The 18,859-nt window shown below is 64.1% G+C and carries 15 protein-coding genes and 1 pseudogene; 2 read left to right on the top strand and 14 right to left on the bottom strand.

Features of this window, described 5'->3' with window-relative positions:
• Positions 1 to 194 precede the first annotated feature (194 nt).
• Positions 195 to 830, bottom strand: a complete 636-nt coding sequence (locus C3F36_RS20935; RefSeq protein WP_010674548.1) for a YitT family protein — start codon at positions 828 to 830, stop codon at positions 195 to 197.
• 795 nt (positions 831 to 1,625) lie between these two features.
• The gene (locus C3F36_RS20925) at positions 1,626 to 4,832 is read right to left on the bottom strand and encodes an alpha-amylase family glycosyl hydrolase (protein ID WP_233759681.1); all 3,207 of its coding nucleotides are present in this window, start codon (positions 4,830 to 4,832) and stop codon (positions 1,626 to 1,628) included.
• A gap of 376 nt (positions 4,833 to 5,208) precedes the next feature.
• Between C3F36_RS20925 and C3F36_RS20920 the strand changes: the two genes are divergently transcribed.
• Complete coding sequence (locus C3F36_RS20920) at positions 5,209 to 6,117, top strand: DMT family transporter (RefSeq protein WP_029314444.1); 909 nt, start codon at positions 5,209 to 5,211, stop codon at positions 6,115 to 6,117.
• A gap of 106 nt (positions 6,118 to 6,223) precedes the next feature.
• Positions 6,224 to 7,588 (top strand): exodeoxyribonuclease VII large subunit, encoded by a 1,365-nt coding sequence (gene xseA / locus C3F36_RS20915; protein ID WP_104455844.1) that lies wholly within the window; start codon positions 6,224 to 6,226, stop codon positions 7,586 to 7,588.
• Between the two features lie 56 nt (positions 7,589 to 7,644).
• Here xseA and hutW read toward each other — a convergent pair whose 3' ends face one another.
• From hutW to pspA, 12 genes and pseudogenes are all read right to left on the bottom strand, one after another.
• Positions 7,645 to 9,000, bottom strand: a complete 1,356-nt coding sequence (hutW, locus tag C3F36_RS20910) for a heme anaerobic degradation radical SAM methyltransferase ChuW/HutW (protein ID WP_104455843.1) — start codon at positions 8,998 to 9,000, stop codon at positions 7,645 to 7,647.
• Positions 9,001 to 9,275: 275 nt separating this feature from the next.
• Positions 9,276 to 9,763: pseudogene (locus C3F36_RS20905) on the bottom strand (OmpA family protein).
• 33 nt (positions 9,764 to 9,796) lie between these two features.
• The gene (locus C3F36_RS20900; protein WP_104455842.1) at positions 9,797 to 11,038 is read right to left on the bottom strand and encodes a diguanylate cyclase domain-containing protein; all 1,242 of its coding nucleotides are present in this window, start codon (positions 11,036 to 11,038) and stop codon (positions 9,797 to 9,799) included.
• On the bottom strand, positions 11,035 to 11,553 hold the full coding sequence (locus tag C3F36_RS20895) for a YfiR family protein (protein ID WP_104455841.1): 519 nt from the start codon (positions 11,551 to 11,553) through the stop codon (positions 11,035 to 11,037). Before C3F36_RS20895 ends, C3F36_RS20900 begins: the two co-directional genes overlap by 4 nt.
• 222 nt (positions 11,554 to 11,775) lie before the next feature.
• Entirely contained in the window at positions 11,776 to 13,323 is a 1,548-nt protein-coding gene (gene tyrR, locus C3F36_RS20890; RefSeq protein WP_010674540.1) for a transcriptional regulator TyrR, read from the bottom strand.
• Between the two features lie 142 nt (positions 13,324 to 13,465).
• Positions 13,466 to 13,804, bottom strand: a complete 339-nt coding sequence (locus C3F36_RS20885; RefSeq protein ID WP_010674539.1) for a 4a-hydroxytetrahydrobiopterin dehydratase — start codon at positions 13,802 to 13,804, stop codon at positions 13,466 to 13,468.
• A gap of 41 nt (positions 13,805 to 13,845) precedes the next feature.
• Positions 13,846 to 14,640: a phenylalanine 4-monooxygenase gene (gene phhA, locus C3F36_RS20880; protein WP_104455840.1), complete on the bottom strand. Its 795-nt coding sequence runs from the start codon at positions 14,638 to 14,640 to the stop codon at positions 13,846 to 13,848.
• A gap of 166 nt (positions 14,641 to 14,806) precedes the next feature.
• Entirely contained in the window at positions 14,807 to 15,850 is a 1,044-nt protein-coding gene (locus C3F36_RS20875; RefSeq protein ID WP_103858956.1) for a YcjF family protein, read from the bottom strand.
• Between the two features lie 49 nt (positions 15,851 to 15,899).
• Positions 15,900 to 17,306 carry a YcjX family protein gene (locus tag C3F36_RS20870; protein WP_103858955.1) on the bottom strand — a complete coding sequence of 469 codons (1,407 nt, stop codon included), beginning with the start codon at positions 17,304 to 17,306 and terminating at the stop codon, positions 15,900 to 15,902.
• A 72-nt stretch (positions 17,307 to 17,378) separates the two neighbouring features.
• The gene (gene pspC, locus C3F36_RS20865; RefSeq protein ID WP_010674535.1) at positions 17,379 to 17,783 is read right to left on the bottom strand and encodes an envelope stress response membrane protein PspC; all 405 of its coding nucleotides are present in this window, start codon (positions 17,781 to 17,783) and stop codon (positions 17,379 to 17,381) included.
• Positions 17,784 to 17,889: 106 nt separating this feature from the next.
• Entirely contained in the window at positions 17,890 to 18,126 is a 237-nt protein-coding gene (gene pspB, locus C3F36_RS20860; protein WP_005300084.1) for an envelope stress response membrane protein PspB, read from the bottom strand.
• 3 nt (positions 18,127 to 18,129) lie between these two features.
• Positions 18,130 to 18,810, bottom strand: a complete 681-nt coding sequence (gene pspA / locus C3F36_RS20855) for a phage shock protein PspA (protein WP_010674534.1) — start codon at positions 18,808 to 18,810, stop codon at positions 18,130 to 18,132.
• Positions 18,811 to 18,859 lie beyond the last annotated feature (49 nt).

Below are 18,859 nucleotides of genomic sequence, written 5' to 3'. Positions count from 1 at the left end.
GGTAAAGAAGTTTTTTGAATTTTTTATGGCGTAGCCCGATTTAACGCCACCAACAGGGCAAAAAACCAATAAATTCAGCCGTAACCATGCCGTTTTTCCCGACAAGATGATCTTTTTTGCCGTTGAGCCCCTTTCTGCCGCCAGTCTCCCGGAACGGCCTTTTTTCCCCTCTCAGCCGTCAGCCAGACCGGCGGTCAGTTCCCCTGATAGCGGCCCGGCTTGTGCCAGTTCATCAGCATGGCGTTCATGGCCAGCGCACTCAGGGTTGACCAGAGCAGCAGGGGAAGCGGCAGGGTGAGCAGAGAGAGCGCAAACACCAGCACATCCAGCACCATCTGGCTCTTTCCCGCATTGATGCCGGTGCGCCGTTGCAACCAGAGCGTCACCACGCCGGTGCCCCCCACGGAGGCATTGTGGCGCGCCAGAGACAAGACCCCCATGCCGAGGAAGGTTCCCCCCACCAGGGCGGCAAACAGGGGATGGACATAGCTCACCGTCAGCAGCAGCGGCACCGCCTGGGTGGCCGCCGAGAGGGCGACGTTGACGATCAGCGTCTTGAGGGTGAAGGCGCGCCCCATGGTGACGTAGCAGAACACCATGAAGGGCAGGTTCACCAGGAAGAAGAGCACGCCGATGGGCAGGGTGCTGACATGGGCGATCAGCAGGGCGATGCCCGCGATGCCACCGGTGATCATGCCGGAACACTTGAGCAGATTGAGCCCCACGGCGATAAACATGACCCCGAGCACCATGCCGTAGACATCGTCCTTGAGGGTATGGGCCAGCCCCCTGCCCGCAGCCGCTGGCTGCATGGTCATTTCACCTTCCATATGACTCCTTAGATCCGATGTGATGGTGGCATCCGTTGCCCGACAACCAGGCCGCGTTGGGGCTGATGGCGGCGACCCGTTCACCTTGCCGTCCCCACCCCCCCAATCTTGCGCTCCCCCGCCCCCTGATCTCGCCATCATGGGGATGACAAGTCACAGCAAAAAGAGCGCCAATCAAAATAAGAGTCCGCGATACCATAAATAATCGGATTTAAATTCCGATAAATGTGCAATATGCAGGTAGAATTCACCACTTCCGTGATCGGCCATCACAGTGGCGCAGCATGTTTACCCGAGTCACCGAAAAAGGCCTCGTGCTATCCCCTTCACAGCCCGGTTTTTCGGCAGATCATGTCGATACGATGCCGCTTTTCAGCATGGATGATGCTTGTCATGGGCGAAGTCCGGGGGCCATACGGCGTGTTTCTTCGGGGCGGGCTCCAGGGGCGTATGTGGATGGAGCGCACCAATAAAGTGCAGTTGCACCAATATGGAGCGGCTGAGTGGCACGGTTTGCCTTGCACCGCGGCGCAAAGGCGACATGGGCACCGCTTTGCTCACTGCCATGAGCACTGCAATATGCAGAGCATGAAGTGACTCGGGCGGCGGATGCACCACTTCCCTTCCCTCTAGCCCCCTGTCCATGAGCGTGCTGGTCGCGAGTCCACAGGTCTGCCCATCCATCAACCCCTCCGCAGCCAGAGTCCCATCAGGATGGGGCATCCATTCAGGCAGAAGGCAGAATAAAAAAGTCGGCCCGAAGGCCGACTCGCTGCACCCTGTGACAGGGCTTCCTTACTTGAGGTATTTGCCGTCAGCACCGACCTTGCCCGGGCCGTTCAGTACCCAGACCCGCGCCGAATAGGCGGGCACCGCAAAGCTCAGGCTGCCGTTGCTGACGCTCTGGCTCGCACCGGTTACCGCGTCCGTGTAGGTGCCGTTCTTCAGGCCACTCAGGTTTATCTGCTGGGCCGAGTTGGCCGCAAGGCCCACGGCGGCGTAGCTCCCTTGGGCGCTCAGATCACGCACGAAACTGATGCCGCTCCCCCACTCGTTCACCTGGCTCATGGGCGCTTTTTGCAGGGCGGGCACCGCCTTGCGGATCTGGTTCAGGCGCTTGATGTGCTGATAGAGCGGGTGGCTCGGGGTAGCGGGGTTGTCCAGCACATCTCCGTAGTAGGCACGACCGGTCTGATCCACCGTCATGGTGGCCCCGTCGATGTCCTGGGGCTTGCCCGCCTGGAACATCACCTCCTCCCCGTAGTAGAGGGTCGGGATCCCCCGCGCCGTCCAGAGCAGGTTGTAGGTCATGGCCGCATTGCCCTCTTCCCCGCCGTAGCGGTACTTGAAGTCATTGTCCGGCCCCACGTCGTGGTTCTGGAAGAAGGTGATGAGCTTGGTGGCATCCCCATAGACCCAGTCCATGGCGAAAATCCCCCCTACCCCGCCAAAGTTCCCCCGGGTGACGTTGTCACGGAAGGTGGAGAAGAGGGAGAAGTCCAGCACCGAGAGGCCGGAATCGCCCCCTGCACGGGGATCGGCCGGGTTCGGCGTGGTGCGGGTATACCACCAGGGGCGGATCACCGCCGAGGCATTGTCGTTGGCGAGCTCCGAGCCCCATCCGGTGCCCTTGACCAGGTTTTCGCCAAAGACGAACAGCCCCGGCTTGTGGGCCTGCCAGTCGTGGACATAGGTCAGCAGTTCGTCCCGCTCGATGTGCTTCAAGGTATCGATACGGATGGCATCCACTCCCATGTCGAGGTACTGACGAATGGCGCCGTTGAGGTAGTCCTTGACGTTCTGGTTGCCGGTGGCGAGATCGATGCAGTCCCCCGCCATGTGCTTGCGCTGCAGGGCAAGCGGGCTCTCCCAGTCACCGCCGGACATGAAACCGTCCAGGTGATACCAGGCGGGATCCAGGGTCTGGGCGTCGATGCCGAAGAAGCGGTTTGGGTTGTAGCCTGCGCTCGGCACGGTGGCGCCGGTTTTGGGGTCTACCAGGGGCTGGGTGCCCGCCGGATCGGACTGGCAGCGGGCCTTGTACCAGTCGGGCGCCGCCGGGTTGTCGTCGTCACAGCGGTTGGCGCTGGCGTAGTCCCCGAGATTGCCCTGATAGGGGCCATTGTTGATGAGTCCCTGGCTCGACCCCGCCGGTACGTAGTATTTGACGGGCAGGCGATCGATCCAGGTCTTGCCGCGCAGACCATACTGGCTCGAGTGGTTGAGCACCACATCCTGGATCACCTTGAGCCCCTTGGCGTGGGCCGCCTGGATGAACTCCCGGTAACCCGCCCCCGGCGACTCCAGACGGGGATCGACCCGGTAGAAGTCGTAGGCATGGTAGCCGTGGTAGTCGAGGCCGGAGCGGTTCTCCACCGGCGGCGTCACCCAGATGGCGGTGAAGCCGAGATCCTTGATGTAGTCGAGCTTGGCGATCAACCCCTTGAAGTCGCCACGCCACTGGGGATCCCCCGCCTTGTAGCGATCCCGGTTGTAGTAGTTGTTGCTGGCATCGCCATCATAGAAGCGGGCAGTCAGCAGGAAGTAGATGCTCTCGGCGCGAAAATCGCCGCTCGCCACCCCCTGCTCGCCGATACGGTACTCGAAGCGCTGCTCGCGCTGATTGCCGCTGGCGTCGATGGCAAGGGTGCGGATCACCAGATCGGTGCCGCTCCCCTTGTCACTCGCCAGCAGGGGCTGGCCTGCATAGCGGGCCGATGCCGTGGTGGGCTGGCTGCCGTCCGTGGTGAAATGCACGGCGGGGGCGCTGTCCTGATCGTCGCTCACTCCCAGGGTGATGGACTGGCTGTCCACATAACTCCCCGGGGACGGGGTGGCCGTCACCGTGGGGGCCTGCAGATCGGCCCCGGCCAGCGTCTCCACCTCGATGGCCTTGCGCAGGCTGTCAAAGCAGATGCGATAACTGGTGTTGGCGCTGACCAGGTAATCCTGGGCCGGATACGCCTCGGTCCAGTCCCCCTTGTGGTCAATCTTGAAGCGGGGGTTGTTGCTGCCAAAGGCCTGCTCGGTGCAGAAGGTGGTGCCATCCTCGCTGGTCATGGGGGTGAGCCCCCAGTTGTTGGCCGTGCCCCGGAAGTACCAGCTGTCGCTGCTCTGTCCTGCCCCGACCACCACGCTCACGCTGCTGCTGCCCTTGGCGCCCTGATCGTCGGTGACCGTGAGGCCATAGGTGAAGGTGCCGGTCTGGGTGGTGTTGACGACGATGCTCTCCGTGGTCTCGCCGCTGCTCCACAGATAGCTCGCGATCTGGCCGTCAGGATCCGTGGAGTCGCTGCCGCTCAAGGTGAGCGACGCCCCTTGGGTCACGTTCACCGTCCCCCCCGGGGTGATGACCGCGAGCGGCGGCTGGTTGTCATCCCCAAGGGGGGTGATGCTGTAGGCCAGGGTCTGATCGTTGACCTGGATGCGCACCGTGCCCACGGCGCTCCAGAAGATGTCGCCGCCACTTTTCTCCAGCACGCCGTCGCCGTTGCTGTCGCCAAAGTTGACGGCCCAGTCCCCAGCCTGATCAAACTTGAGGCGCTGGCTCGCCTTGCCATCCATGTAGGCTTCCACCTGCCACAGGTGATCCCCTACCAGGGTCATGGGGAGGCTGGCCCAGCCGTTGAAGGTGCCGCGCACGTTGAGCTGCGGCAAGGTGCTGGCAAACCCCGAGGCCTCGCAACTGGCCACTGCCGTCGCGCTCACCGCCTGGGTGCTGGCGTTGATGCGGATCTGGTACGCCGTGTTGGCATTGACCCCGTAGTCGGCCGCCGGGTAGCTCTGCTGCCAGTTGCCGTACCTGTCTATCTTGAAGCGCGGGCCGCCGCTGGCATCCCCGCTCACGAAGCGCTGGCAGGTATCAAAATTGACGCCGTCCGTCGACGTCATGGCGGTCGCCGCCCATCCATTCGCGGTGCCCCGGAAGAACCACTCCGCCGCCGTGCTCGGCGCCGTGATCAGGGTTCCCAACAATCCGGCCGCGAGTATCCATCTAGCCATTGATAGTCCTTTATTTTCATTGTTTGTGTGTGATGCCGGTGTGTCCCGGCATTCCCCCATCCGCAACGTCCCGCCTTCAGATGAGCCCGACCAGTCTAGAGTCCCCCATGGCCAATTAATGGCCAACACGCGCAAAATGTGACCACTGTCGACCTCGTCATGGGCTGTATGTGATTGATAGCGCTTTCATTTCCTGGCGCAGAAGTGAGGGGCACCCCCATCGGGGAGAGCAAGATGGCCGCCCTCCGCGACCACCTCGGGCACAGGGTCAGCCCCTGCCTCCTGCACGGCGCCGTTGCCACCGGGGACACTTGCCCCCATGATGCAATCCCCCTTGCCATCTCGGGCAACAGGGCGGTTCATTCAGGGAGAAACGATGAGACCATCGGATTACGGGAGATTGCTCGCGCTGGCAGCCATCTGGGGTGCCAGCTTTTTGTTCATGCGCATCGCGGCGCCGGCGTTCGGCTCGGTCAACACCACCTTCCTGCGGGTCTTCTTCGCCCTCGTCGGGCTCGCCGCCATGCTCCTGCTGCTGCGCACCCCCATGCAGTTTCAGGGCAAGCTCAAATCCATCATGGTGCTTGGCATCATCAACTCCGGCGTCCCCTTCCTGATGTATGCCGTGGCGGCCCTCTGGCTGCCCGCAGGGTATTCCGCCATCCTCAACGCCACCACGCCCCTGATGGGCGCCCTCATCGGCTTCTCCTTCTTTCACGAGACGCTGACCTTGCGAAAGTGGGCCGGGGTCATGCTGGGGCTGGTGGGCATCGGGCTCATCACCACCACCGGGGAGGTCGACCTGAGCGGCCAACTGGCCATCGGGGTGCTGGCCTGCCTCATCGCCACCGCCTGCTATGGCTGCGCCGGCTTCCTGACGAGACGCTGGGTCACCGAGCGGGGAGGCCTGGACGCCAAACTGGTGGCCTTTGGCAGCCAGATAGGGGCCGTCCTCTTCCTGCTTCCCTTCTTCGGCTACACCCTGGCGACCGGCCCCGCCGTCGACTGGGCCCAGCCTGGGGTCTGGGCCAGCGTGCTGGCGGTCGGCTTCCTCTGTACCGCCTTCGCCTATCTGCTCTATTTCAGGCTGATCGCCGACATCAGCCCCCTGCGAAGCCTCACTGTCACCTTCCTCATTCCGCCCTTCGGCATCCTGTGGGGCTATCTGGTGCTGGGGGAAACCCTCACCGGCGGCTTCGTGTTCGGCGGCGCCGTGGTCTGCCTCGCGGTCTGGCTGGTGACCAGCCCCGCCAGAGCCGTCAAGTCGGCCAAGGCACAAGCCTAGGCTCCGCGTCATCTGCCGGGCCCATGGCTCGGCAGATGGGCGCAACTGGGGTAAGATGACCCCCATCGTTTCTCCCGCCCCGGCGGACACCACAGCAGGGCCAGCCTTGAATCACCTCGAACCCGCCAGTCAGAGCAGACAACAGCAGATCTTCACCGTCACCCGCCTCAACAGCGCCGTGCGCATGATCCTGGAGCAGGATCTGGGGCTGGTGTGGCTCACCGGCGAGCTCTCCAACCTGGCGATGCCAAGTTCCGGCCACTGGTACTTCTCCCTCAAGGACATGTCGGCCCAGGTGCGCTGCGCCATGTTCAAGGGCAACAACCGCCGGGTGCCGTTCCGTCCCCAGGATGGCATGCAGGTGCTGGTGCAGGCGCGAGTCTCCCTCTATGAACCCCGGGGCGACTACCAGCTCATCATCGAGTCCATGCAGCCCGCCGGGGATGGCATGCTGGCCCTGCGCTTCGAGGAGCTCAAGCGCCGCCTCGGGGCCGAAGGGCTCTTTGACGAAGGGCGCAAGCGCCCCTTGCCCCGGGAACCCAGCGCCGTCGGGCTGGTCACCTCCGCCACCGGCGCCGCCCTGCACGACATGCTGACGGTGCTTGAACGCCGCGCCCCGGACTTGCCCGTTTTCATCTACCCGACCCAGGTGCAGGGGAGCGCCGCCACCGCCCAGATCGTCTCGGCCATCATGCTTGCCAACCGCCGCGCCGAGGTGGATGTGCTCATCGTCGGACGCGGCGGCGGCTCCCTTGAAGATCTCTGGTGCTTCAACGAAGAGGCGGTGGCACGGGCCATCGCAGGCTCCGCCATCCCCGTGGTGAGCGCCGTAGGACACGAGGTGGACGTCACCATCAGCGACTTTGCTGCCGACCTTCGTGCCCCCACCCCCTCTGCCGCCGCCGAGCTGGTGGCGCCGGACAGGCGCACCCGCGCCCAGCGCCTCGTGCACCTGCGCCAGCGGCTCACCCAGGCCATGAGCCGTCACCAGGTCGCCGCCCGCCATGGCTTCGTCCTGCTGCAGAAGCGGCTCGATCATCAGGATCCCAAGCGACGGCTGGAGCAGCAGTCACAGCGCCTCGACGAGCTCGACCGCCGCTTGCAGCAGCACCTGCGTGATCGCCTGCACCAGGGGGAGCGGCGCCTCGCGGGCCTCGCCATGCGCCTGCAGGCCAGAAGCCCCGAAAAGCGGCTGGCCATCGGCAAACGTCGTCACCAGCTTGCCGAGGAGCGCCTCCATGCCCTCATCGCAAAACGCCAGGATCTCGCCCGCCACCGCCTCGCCATGCTGGGAGCCCGCCTCGACGGCATCAGCCCGCTGGCCACCCTGGGGCGCGGTTACGCCATCGTGCGCACCCCCTCCGGGGAGGTGATCCGCCGCGCATCCCAGGTCAATGCAGGCCAGACCCTGATCACCACCCTCGCAGAGGGAGCGCTGCGGGTACGGGTGGACGAGGTCGACAACCGCTGACAAAAAGCGGGGGCCTGCACCAGGCCCCCGCCTCCTTTCTGTGCTCCGATAGCCCGTTATACCAGGGCATGACCGGCCATCTTGCCCGGGTGGCCGGATGGTTTCTCGCCCCCCTTGATCCCCCCCGGTGGATTGCACCTCAGATACTCGAACAACCCGGCCTGCAAATTCACGTTCCAGAAACGCCCCGCCAGGGTGAGGGCGAGACGCTCGGCCGAGAGCCGTGCCAGCCCGTGTCGCTGCCAGGCCTCAAAGAGCGGCATCAGGTGGGAGACCAGCCCCTGTGGCAATTGCGACAACGCCAGCCATCCGGTATCGAGCCCCCCTCGCAGCAGCCCGTCGAGACGGGCATCGGGATTGGGCCTCATCACCATGCCGGGAGCACGCACGCCCCCCGCCTGCGCCTCATGCCAGGGCGCCAGATCCCGGCCATACATGAGGCCGTGGCCGTGAATGTTGCCCCCCGCCCCTGCGCCGAAGGGCAGGATCTCGGCGCCCCACTTGGCCATCTGGTTGTAGCGGCTCTGCTCGGCATCGATGCGCCGCCAGTGGCTGCAGGAGAGCCGCTCCCAGCCCCCCGCCTCCAGCGTCCGTGCCCCGTCGGCATACATGACTGCCCGCTGCTGGCCATCGGCGGCCCAGCCCAGGGTGCCTTTCTCGTCGGCGCGCGCCAGGTTGGTGCCCGCCATGGAGATGAGTTGATAGAGATCCACCCCGTGCACCCCGCTCGCCATCACATCCGCGATATCCTGGCGCCACACGGCCTCATCCTGCCCCGGCAGACCGAAGATGAGATCCGCCACGATCACCGCCTCGTTGTGGCGGGTCAGCGCCGCCAGCCGGGACAGCAAGGTCTCCCTGTCATCGAAGCGGGCCGCCTGCTGGCGCACGCGGGTATCAAAACTCTGCACGCCGAACGAGAAGCGGTTGAAGCCACCCGCCAGGGCCGTCTGCCACTTCTCGTCATCAAAGCCGTTGAGCCGCCCCTCCAGGGTCAGCTCCGCATCCACGGTCAGGGGAAAACGGCGGATGGCGCTGGCCAGGCGGGCGAGATCGCCCGCCGCCATGTCGGTTGGCGTGCCGCCCCCCACATAGACCGCCGAGAAAGGCCGGCTCTGGACAAGCGGCGTCTCGGCTGCCTGGTGCAGCGACCCGCAGAGTGCCTCCATGTAGCGACTCATGCGCGCCGGATTGGCGCCGTTTTCGAAGAAGTTGCAAAAACTGCAGCGCTTGCGGCAAAACGGGATATGGATATAGAGCGCTCGGGCCTTGGCCTCGCTCTCCTGCTGCCACCAGGCTTGCCAGCCGGCATCGTCCAGCATCAGGGGGGCGGCCCCTCCCCGGCTGGCATGGGCCGACGTCTTGGCGGTGAAGGCGAATTTGAGGGGATCCGGGGTACAAAGCCCCGTCATGGTCGAAGAAAGCTGGAGAGTCGTCACTGGGGTTACCCTGCGTAAATAACACAAATGATAACGAATATCAGTTGCAGGTATTTGTGCTGGATCAAGTCGGGAAGGATTGAGCCGTCACTCTGTCCCCATCAGGGCAGCGCGCGTCAGGCAAGAAAAGCGTGAAACAACAAGGGAAGAGAGCCACTCTCCCACTGGAGAGTGGTGGCACACACAGGATCAGGCGGTTGATTCAAGGCTCCCGATGGGAGCGCCGCGCCGATACCGGCTGACGGGGGTCAGCCATTGCCGATGATGATGGCAACCCGTCGATTTTCCGCTCGCCCGGCAGCGGTCGCGTTGTCGGCGATGGGCGCCTCTTCTCCGCGGCCGCGGATATCCAGGTTCCCCTGTGGCATACCCACCGACACCAGGACATCGGCCACCGACCGTGCCCGCTTGAGGGAGAGTTGCTGGTTGTAGGCCTCATCACCGTTGGAGTCGGTATGACCGTCCACCCGGGCCCGGTTCAGTCCTACCTCAATCAGGGCCTTGCCGAGTTTCTCTACCACCTGGCGGGTCTCGGGGTTGAGGGCCCCACATTGTTGGCGAACAGCACCTTGTTGGAGATATCCAGGGTCCATCCCTCGTCGGTCAGGTGAAATTCCTGCTCCTTCAAGGCGGCGATCTGCTCCGCCGTGAGCCCCTGGGGAGGGCTCTGGCACGCCGCCAGCACACTCAGCAACAGTACCACCAGGCCCGCTTTGATCGGGTTCAACATGCGCATTCTTATCATCCTTTCACTATTTCCGGTTTAACTTCACGTGCTCGTTTTTCGTGTTTCTCTCTCCTCCCTGCGTTGTCGTTTGGCTTGATACATGGCGTCGTCTGCCCATTGCAGCAGGGCATCCGCCGTCTTCCCCTGCTCGGGAGAGCGGGCAGAGCCGATGCTGATCCCCACCCCGAGATGGCGACCGTCACTCAATACAACGGGGGTGTTCATGGCCTGCTGCACTCGCCCTATCACCTCGCGCACCTCGTCCTCCCCATGGATCGGGGTCAGGAGGATGACGAACTCATCTCCCCCCAGCCGGCAGACCAGATCCAGGGGCCTGAGCTGATGCTGCACCCGCCGCGCCACGGCGATCAGCACTTCGTCGCCGATGCTGTGGCCCAGGTTGTCATTGATCTGCTTGAAACGATCGCAATCCAGATAGAGCAGGGCAAAACCTTCATGCCCCTTGTTGCCTGCCAGGATGGCCTGCTCCATGCGAGCCTCGAACAGAGCGCGGTTGGGCAGACCGGTCAGGGGATCATGAGTTGCCTGATGCAGCAGGCTGGCGTTCTCCCGCTTCTGGTGGGCCTGCCAGGCTTCCAGCTCATCGAGCAGCGAATTGAAATCCTCACCCAGCTCGTGCAGCTCGGCGATATTGGCCGCCGGCACCCGCTCCTTGAGAGCCCGCTGGCGGCTGACGTTGTAAGCCACCTCGGTCAGGGCCTTGAGGGGTGCCGTGATGGAGCGCTGCATCCGGCGCGCCACATGGAGTGCCCCGAGAATACTGATGAGCAGGCACACCAGGGTAGCCAGCAAGGTCTGCAACAGGAATCGCAACAGGTACTGGCCGTGACCGACCAGATGCAACCTGGCTATCTCCTTGTGCTCGCGCACCATGGGGAGCACCACGGGCCCCGGCAGGATCAGGCGGGCCAGATGCTGCTCCAGGGTGGTCCAGGGGGTAGTGATGTCCCGGCGCCAGCTCGCCAGCACCTGGCCGTCCGGCAGCACTATGCTGGCGCTGGCTATGTCTTCCCGGGAGGTGATGGTCTCCAGGGCATCCAGTGCCGCCTCCTTGTCATGGAAGACCACGGCCGCCTCAGTGGTGTAGCTGATGGCCCGCGCCACCAGCTTGAGGTTGTGATCCGCATAAAGGCGCAGCGCCAGCAGCGCCGTGACGGTCAGAAACAGCCCGGCCATGCAGACGGCAGTCAGGGAGATCATCATGTGGGTGCGCCCCAGACTCTGTCGCAGGGTAAGCCGGGGAGTGGCGTGATGGACCGTCATCGCACCTCCTCATCGGCTCGCGCCAGCTTGAGCACGGCCGGGTGCACTCGCACGCCACTGCGGGCCAGCGCATCCAGATTGACCCGAAAACGCACCCTCTCCTCCCCGGCCTGCAGACAGAAGACCGCATCGGCGATGCACTCGCGGCTCTGCTCGCTGATGCTGAGGATGGCGTGACCGCGCAGGCGCTCGAACAGGGAGAGGCGCTGCGCCGGTGCCAGCACCCCCAGATAGATGACATCGCAGCGCTGGATCAGCGCCTCATCGTCCATGTCGTAGTGATGGACCTCCACCGGTCGGCCATTGGCCTGCCGTTCGATGGTCAGAAGGGATGACGCATATTCCGTCGGCGCCGTGATGCAGAGCCGAAGTCTGGCGGGCTCGCTGGGCCAGCGGGTGTAACTGAGGATATCGAGCACGGTCTGGCGCACCATGTCGCTGCGCGCCTCGGCGGAGGTTGCCGCCATGGTCTGGTTTGCCAGCATCAGCATGCAGCACAGTGGCGCCAGCCACATCAGTAACCGGAGGTAACAAAACATCTGCATGGTGCCCGCGAGAGTGTCCAGGTCGGCGTCGGGGTCATCCGACGCCCATGATGAGAGTGCCTGCATGGCACCGCACCGAGCTTACCAGCCGGGTGACCAGCCCCCAGAGGCAAGTGGCACGGTTGCGTCACCGGATGTCGCAGCCGTGCCAGCAAGGCGCTCAATGCCCCAGGCAGACACCGTCCATCGACACTACTTCTTGCCAATCCCATATTCGCGCAGCTTGTTGGCGATGGCTGTATGGGAGACACCGAGCCGCTTGGCCAGTTGGCGGGTGGAGGGGAACGCCGGGTAGAGCCGCTCCAGCAGGCGGCTCTCGAAACGCTTCACCGCCTCGTCGAGCCCCCCTTCGAACCACTCGTCGATGAGCGGCATGGCATCGGCCGCCACCGGCAAGTCCACGTGCTCGGGTCCAATCTCGTCCCCTTCCAGCAGGGTCATGGCCCGATAGAGGCAGTTGCGCAGCTGGCGCACGTTGCCGGGCCAGCGGTAGGCGGTGAGGTACTCGGCCATGTTGCGGGTAAAGCGCGGACGCGGGCGCTGCAGTTCGCTGGCAAAGCGCGACACGAACTGCTGGGCCAGGGCCATGATGTCCGCCTTGCGCTCGCGCAGCGGCGGCAGATTGAGGCTAAGCACATTGAGGCGGTAGTAGAGATCTTCGCGAAACTTCCCTTCATGGACCAGATCCAGCAACTGCTTCTGGGTGGTGCAGATGAAGCGCACGTTGACCCTCACCTCCTGCTCGTCACCGACCCGGCGAAACACGCCATCTTGCAGCACCCGCAGGAACTTGGTCTGCAGATGGGGGGACATGTCGCCGATCTCGTCCAGCATCAGGGTGCCGCCGCTGGCCAGCTCCAGCACCCCGCGCTTGCCCTCGGTGTTGTTGCCAAAGGCGCCGGGGGCATAGCCGAACAGCTCGCTCTCGGCCACGTTGTCCGGCATGGCCGCGCAGTTGAGCGCCATGAAGGGGTGGCTGGAGCGCAGGCTGGCGCCGTGGCAGGCCCGGGCCAGCAATTCTTTGCCGGTGCCGGTCTCCCCCACGATGAGCAAGGGGGCGTCCTGCATCGCGAGCTTGGCAGCCTGGGCCAGCACCTCTTTCATCTTCTGGCTCTCGGCCTGAAGGTGCTCAAAGCCCCCCACTTCCACCGCGTGCAGGGCACTGAAGTGCATGCCGACCCGGCGGGCGGACTTGAGCACCACCACGGCGCCGGCCAGAGCCTGCTTGCCCTTCTCTTCGGCCACGAACAGCGGCATCAGATCGCCCAGGTACTCTTCGCCACCGAGGCTCAGCTTGCAGGTCTGGGGCTTGATCTCCCCCGACTCCAGCCAGCGGCCAAACGAGAAGCCCTTGACCAGGGAGGCGATCGCCACGCCGCGCACCTCGTCCGGTGGCAACGCCAGGGTGGTGAGGGCGGCCTGGTTGGCCTGGGTCACCCGCCCCTTGCTGTCGAGGGAGAAGACTAGGTCCGGCAGCGCCTTGAGCAGGGCCTCTATCTCGTGGTGCTCCCGCTCGGAGGGCATGTAGGGGATGGTCTTGACGTCATAGACGCCGGGAATGCGGCGAATTTCCGGCATCAGATGCTGAAAGTCACGGAACTCCAGCTCGGGGAAATTGAGATAGATGATGCCTGAGGTATCGATTTCGATGCCGCGCAGATCGATGTTGTGCTCCACCAGTCGGTCGAGCAATTCCCGGGTCAGGCCCAGACGGTCTTCACAGCTGACTTCAAGACGCATTCGGCACACACTTCCTAGCTAACATTCTGAATAACGGGATAATACAGACTCGATCCCGCCAGTGCGAGCGCTCCCCCACAAAAATGCGGGCCTGCCCCGCTTTCACCGGGCAGGCCCTGTCTGCGTTGGCGCCAGACGGCGGTTACTTCATCAGCCCGTCGGTGCGGGCTGCCATGATGAAATCGTTGCGATGCAAGCCGCCTATCTTGTGGGTCCACCAGCTCACGGTCACCTTGCCCCATTCAAGCAAGATCGCCGGATGATGGAACTCCGCCTCCGCCAGTTCTCCGAGGCGGTTGGTGAACGCCAGCCCCTCCTTGAAGTTGCGAAACACAAATTCACGACGCAGTTGAAGCTCGCCGTTGACCACCAGGGGCTGCCAGTCAGGGATGAGGTGCATCAGCTCCCCCAGCTCCTGATCGCTCACCCTGGGGGCATCGGCGCGGCACGCCTCGCATCGTTGACTCGCCAGTTCAGTCATTCGGGACTCCTTTCATGAAACATCGTGGGAATGAATACGGGTCAGCTCGCCTGCTTGCCGGCAACGGGGGCAAAGCGGGGTGGACGCAGGCCAAGACGACGGGCCTCGGCCACGGCCGCCATGATCCCCTGCCCCTCCAGACCATAGAGGGTATCGAGACGAGGCAGCACGAAATAGGTCGGCTGCATGATGTCGATGCGATAGGGGGTACGCAGGATCTCCAGCAGATCGAAGGGTTGCAGCTCAGGCTTGCCCGAGAGGGCATAAGCGGTCTCGCCGATGGAGGAGAGAATGCCGCCGCCGTAGATGCGCAGCCCCTCCTCCCCCTGCAGGAGACCGAACTCCACCGTGAACCAGTAGAGCCGCGCCAGATAGACCCGCTCCTCCTTGCTGGCATGGAGTCCGAGCCGACCATACAGGTGGGTGAAGTGGGCAAAGGCCGGGTTGGTCAGCATGGCGCAGTGGCCGAAGATCTCGTGGAAGATGTCGGGCTCTTGCAGGTAGTCGAGCTCGTCCCGGCGGCGAATGAAGGTGGCGACGGGAAAACGGCGATCAGCGAGCAGCGCGAAGAAGTGATCAAAGGAGATGAGGGCCGGCACCGCTGCCACCGACCAGCCGGTGGCGGGCATCAGGGCGGCATTGATCTCGTCCAGCTGGGGGATGCGGTCCAGAGGCAGGCCGAGGCGTGCCAATCCGGCCTGGTATTCGTCGCAGGCCTTGCCATCGAGCGCCGCAAGCTGGCGTGCAATCAGGATCCGCCAGGTGCCGTGCTCCTTGTCCGTGTAGTGGATCCTGCCCTGCCCATCCGGTTGGCGGGCCGTGTAGAGACTTGCCATGAGTGCTCCCATCCTTCGGGTGCCAGCCGCCATCCGGGCGGTCACTGGCCGTTGAGTCATGGGATCACTGTAACGGTTTGCCCCTCAAAAAAGCAGCCGACCCCGGGGTCGGCTGCCTTTGACAATTGTAAATAATTTGTGACATCCATGTCGGGTGCCAGCCACCTCACGACTTGTTGAGATAACCCGCCAACTGGCCGATCAGCCGCTTGCGCAGCTCGCCCAGTTTCGGCTTCTCGTCGGCACACCAAGGGAGCGGACGACAGGCTTCCATGGTACGCATCCCGAGGCGCGCGGTGAGCAACCCGGCCCCGACCCCTTGGGCGGCGCGGGCGGAGAGCTTGGCGGTCAGCTCGGCGCCCAGCAGATCCATCCCTACCTCGGTCACCAGCTCGGTGGCCCCCGCATAGAGCATGTTGCGAAACACCTGACGAATGAGGCGGATGCGGCTCCAGTAGCCGAGCTCGATGGCATAGACATCGGCGATGTCCTCGATCATCCGCAGGTTGCGCCAGAGCATCAGCATCATGTCGACGGTGGCGAGCGGACTCAGGGCCACCAGCACGGCGGCCTCCCCCGACCATTTCGCGACGCGGGCCTGGGCCAGCTTGTCCCGCTCGGTGAGCACCAGCTGGCTGTAGAGGGTCAGCACTTCCCGATCGCTGTGGCTCTCGTCAAGCTGGGATAACCAGGTGCGATACCCTTCCCGCCCCTTGTCACCGCTCTTCTCGGCCAGGGCCTCGCAGAAGGCCTGCCCCTGACCGACCCCCTGATGGGCCAGCAGATCCTCGGCTCTTGAGCGCACATCCTGGCGCCGCTTCAAGGTGCGCAGCCGCAGCCATTCGCGCCCCGCCACCGCGGCGGTGCCCACCGCCACCAGGCCAGAGGCGAGCAGCCAGGCGCCGCCCCAGAAGGGGGAGGCGGCAAACTGATCCACCAGAAAAGCGCCAAACTGGCCAAGGGACAGCAGCCCCACCCCGCCCAGCCCCCAGGCCAGCAGACGATGACGGCGCCGAGGCCTGACGTGAAGCGCGGGTTCCACCTCGGTGAGCTCGTCCAGCGCGTCCAGAGGCTCGAAGCTCTCCTCTTCCAACCGCCGGGCCGGGGCGGGTGGCTTCGCTTCGCTTGCCATCGAAGGCGCGGGCTCCAGCGTCACCTTGCCTTGCAGAGGAGCGGCGTCATCGGTGCGCCATCTTGTCTGATCGTTCATCGCATTCTCTCCTGTGGGCGCCCCTCGAGCACAGCGGGCCACCCACCCGTTATTCGAGGTGATCCCCGAGCAGGAATTCCAGCGCCGCATCGAGCCGGATATGGGGGAGCGCCTGATGAGCGCTCATGGGCAGCGGGCGAAAGGCCTGAAAATCAAACCCTTGAGTTTTCCACCACTGCGCAGGCGGGATCTGGGCAGGCACCTCCCCCGGGAAGAGCAGCAAGGGCTCGCCCGAGAGGGTAGTGCCACGAATGGCGGGAAATTCCCGTCCGTCTGCCACCCCCTTGCCCACCTCGGTGGCCTTGATGGCGGCCAGCGCCAGGCATTCGGTCTCTATCCCCTCGAAGCGGGCCTGACCCCGGCCACGGCTCACCAGATGCTGCAGGAGCGACACCAGAGGCCCGTGCTGCTCCGGCGTGACGTGATCGGCCTTGCTCGCCACAAACAGCAGCTTGTCGATGCGCGGGGCGAACAGACGGCGCCACCAGTTGCTCTTGCCGTAGGCGAAGCTTTCCATGATGCGGGCGATGGCCTGCTGCATGTCACCAAAGCTCGCGGCACCGGCATTGAGGGGCGCCAGGCAGTCCACCAGCACGATCTGGCGATCAAAGCCTGCAAAGTGCTGCTCATAGAAGCCCTGTACCAGATGCTGCTTGTACTGCTCGAAGCGCTGCTTGAAGGTGGCGTAGAGAGTGCCGTCTTCGGGGGAGTGCGTGGGCATCTCCCACACCCAGGGCACGAATTGCAACAGCGGCGCACCGGCATACTCGCCGGGCAACACGAAACGCCCGGGCTGGATGAGGTGAAGCCCGAGATCCTGCTTGCAGGCGTGCAGATAATCGGTGTAGCGGGCGGCCAGTTCGCTGGCGGCCCGCTCCTCGAAGGCTTGATCTGCCTGCCAGAGCGGCGTCAACCAGCCTGCCGCCAGGGCTTGCAGCTCGGGGCGGCACAGTTGCTCCCGCACCTGCTCGCTCCACTGCTTGTAGTTCAGATCCAGCAGCGGCAAATCCAGCAGCCACTCCCCGGGATAATCCACCAGATCCACATAGAGGGTGGAGATCTCCCCCAGGTGCCGACGCAGCGGATGGCGGGTGCGATAACGGATCTCGAGGCGTACCTCGGCCACCCCCCGGGTCGGCGCGGGCCAGGCGGGCGGATCGCCAAACAGGGCATCGAGGCCCCGTTCATAGGGAAAGGTGGGAATGTGGGCGTTTTGCTGGGGCACCCGGCGAGCACCGAGGATACGTCCCTGGCGCTGGGCGTCCCAGAGTGGCAGACGGCCGTCGATGGCCGCGTGCTCCAGTTGATTGACCAGCGCCGTGATAAACGCGGTCTTGCCGCTGCGAGAAAGGCCGGTGACCGCCAGCCTGATGTGGCGATCCCGGGCCCGGTTCACCGCGTCAACTGCCTTGTGCTGGAGCACCGACCAGGAGTGTTCTAGTTTGTTGCGTATCAAGGCGGGTCTTCTTCTCCTTGTGATCACATCAGAGAGACGGCCGCGAGGCAGTATCCTCGCGGCCCGGCACGATTAGAGCTTGCTGAACTCCCGTTGCAGGGTGAACTCCTTGGAGGTCACCAGCTTCTCGATGCGCTGCACCCTGGGCTCCAGTGCATCCAGCTCCTGGCCGATGCGGGCAAGGGCCTGATGAGGTGTGACGCCTGCCTGCCAGCTGCGCGCCTTCATCCGCACCTCGGCGAATTCGGCATCCTCCTGGGAGTAGAGGGTGACCGGCTTCTTGTCGAGCAGGAACCAGGCGGCAATATAGGCGGTGAAGGTGATGAAACCGGCGAAGATGAGACCACTGATGGCCAGTAGCCGCACGATCCAGGTCTCCACCCCGAAGTACTCTGCCAGACCGGCACAGACCCCGGCAATCTTGCCCCGCTGGGGATCCCGGTACAGGTTGCGCCCTTCACGACTGACACTGTTCATACCTTGTTCCTCCAACCGGGGACTTCCGCATCCAGAATCGACGCCAATACGGTTCCGGTCCGCTCCGGCTTTTTGCCACGGTCATGACACCTCTCATTGAAAACCGTCATACCTTGTTTCTCCAACCAGGAACCTCGGCATCCAGAATCGACTCCAGGGCGCCGACCCGTTCCTGCATCTTCTCGGCACGCACCAGCAAGCCCTGCAGCTGTTCACGCTCACCATCGGCAAGACCGGCGCCAATGCGTCCCTTGGCACGGTAGTGCAGCACCAGCCAGATGGGGGCCACCACCACCATGAAGACCACCATGGGAACCATCAATACACCCAGCAGATCTTCCATCTGTTACTCTCCCTGTTTCGGTGCCGGATTGTGCTGGCCCAGCTTCTGGCGCATGGCTTCCAGCTCGCGGCTGATCTGGTCGTCCGCTTCCAGCTCGGCAAACTGCTGGGCGAGCGCCTTGTCGGACTGCCCCAGATCGGCGCGGGCTTCCATCTCGTCGATGCGGCGCTCCATGCGCTCGAACTTGCTCACCACGGCCTGACTGTCGCCACGAGCCACCTGGCTTTGCACGTTGAGGCGGCTGCTGGCGGCTTCGCTGCGAATGGCCATCGCCTTCTGGCGGGCACGGGCGTCTTCCAGCTTGGCTTCCAGCTGGCGGATCTCCTCCCCCAGCTTCTCGATGCCGCTGTCCACCGCCTGCTGTTCACGAGATAGGGCGTCGGCAAGCTCCGCCTGCTTGCTCTTCTCGATGAGGGCGGCACGAGCCAGATCTTCGCGCCCCTTGGTCAGGGCCAGCTCGGCCTTGCCCTGCCACTCGGCGACCCGCTCCTGATGGCGGCTCACCTGACGGCCGATCTCTTTTTGATTCGCGAGGAAGCGGGCCAGATTGGAGCGCTCCTTCACCAGTTCATCTTCCATTTCCTGGATGATCAGACGCACCATCTTCTGGGGATCTTCCGCCTTGTCGAGCAGGGCCGTCAGATTGGAATTGATGATGTCGGCCAGGCGAGAAAAAATGCTCATGATTGTACTCCTGTGATAGGCATCGGGTTGTGTCTCCATTGACAATGGC

Source organism: Aeromonas sp. ASNIH2, from assembly GCF_002934795.1.
Taxonomy (GTDB): Bacteria; Pseudomonadota; Gammaproteobacteria; order Enterobacterales; family Aeromonadaceae; genus Aeromonas; species Aeromonas caviae.
This window is presented reverse-complemented; position numbering and strand designations above follow the sequence as displayed.

Excerpts from the sequence above, each read along its gene's own strand:
- C3F36_RS20920 (WP_029314444.1), top strand. The coding sequence starts at position 5,209 with ATGAGACCATCGGATTACGGGAGATTGCTCGCGCTGGCAGCCATCTGG.
- pspB (WP_005300084.1), bottom strand. The coding sequence starts at position 18,126 with ATGGAAGATCTGCTGGGTGTATTGATGGTTCCCATGGTGGTCTTCATG.
- hutW (WP_104455843.1), bottom strand. The coding sequence starts at position 9,000 with ATGACGGGGCTTTGTACCCCGGATCCCCTCAAATTCGCCTTCACCGCC.
- C3F36_RS20885 (WP_010674539.1), bottom strand. The coding sequence starts at position 13,804 with ATGACTGAACTGGCGAGTCAACGATGCGAGGCGTGCCGCGCCGATGCC.
- C3F36_RS20935 (WP_010674548.1), bottom strand. The coding sequence starts at position 830 with ATGGAAGGTGAAATGACCATGCAGCCAGCGGCTGCGGGCAGGGGGCTG.
- tyrR (WP_010674540.1), bottom strand. The coding sequence starts at position 13,323 with ATGCGTCTTGAAGTCAGCTGTGAAGACCGTCTGGGCCTGACCCGGGAA.
- C3F36_RS20925 (WP_233759681.1), bottom strand. The coding sequence starts at position 4,832 with ATGGCTAGATGGATACTCGCGGCCGGATTGTTGGGAACCCTGATCACG.
- phhA (WP_104455840.1), bottom strand. The coding sequence starts at position 14,640 with ATGGCAAGTCTCTACACGGCCCGCCAACCGGATGGGCAGGGCAGGATC.
- C3F36_RS20895 (WP_104455841.1), bottom strand. The coding sequence starts at position 11,553 with ATGTGGCTGGCGCCACTGTGCTGCATGCTGATGCTGGCAAACCAGACC.
- C3F36_RS20900 (WP_104455842.1), bottom strand. The coding sequence starts at position 11,038 with ATGACGGTCCATCACGCCACTCCCCGGCTTACCCTGCGACAGAGTCTG.
- pspC (WP_010674535.1), bottom strand. The coding sequence starts at position 17,783 with ATGAACAGTGTCAGTCGTGAAGGGCGCAACCTGTACCGGGATCCCCAG.
- pspA (WP_010674534.1), bottom strand. The coding sequence starts at position 18,810 with ATGAGCATTTTTTCTCGCCTGGCCGACATCATCAATTCCAATCTGACG.
- C3F36_RS20875 (WP_103858956.1), bottom strand. The coding sequence starts at position 15,850 with ATGAACGATCAGACAAGATGGCGCACCGATGACGCCGCTCCTCTGCAA.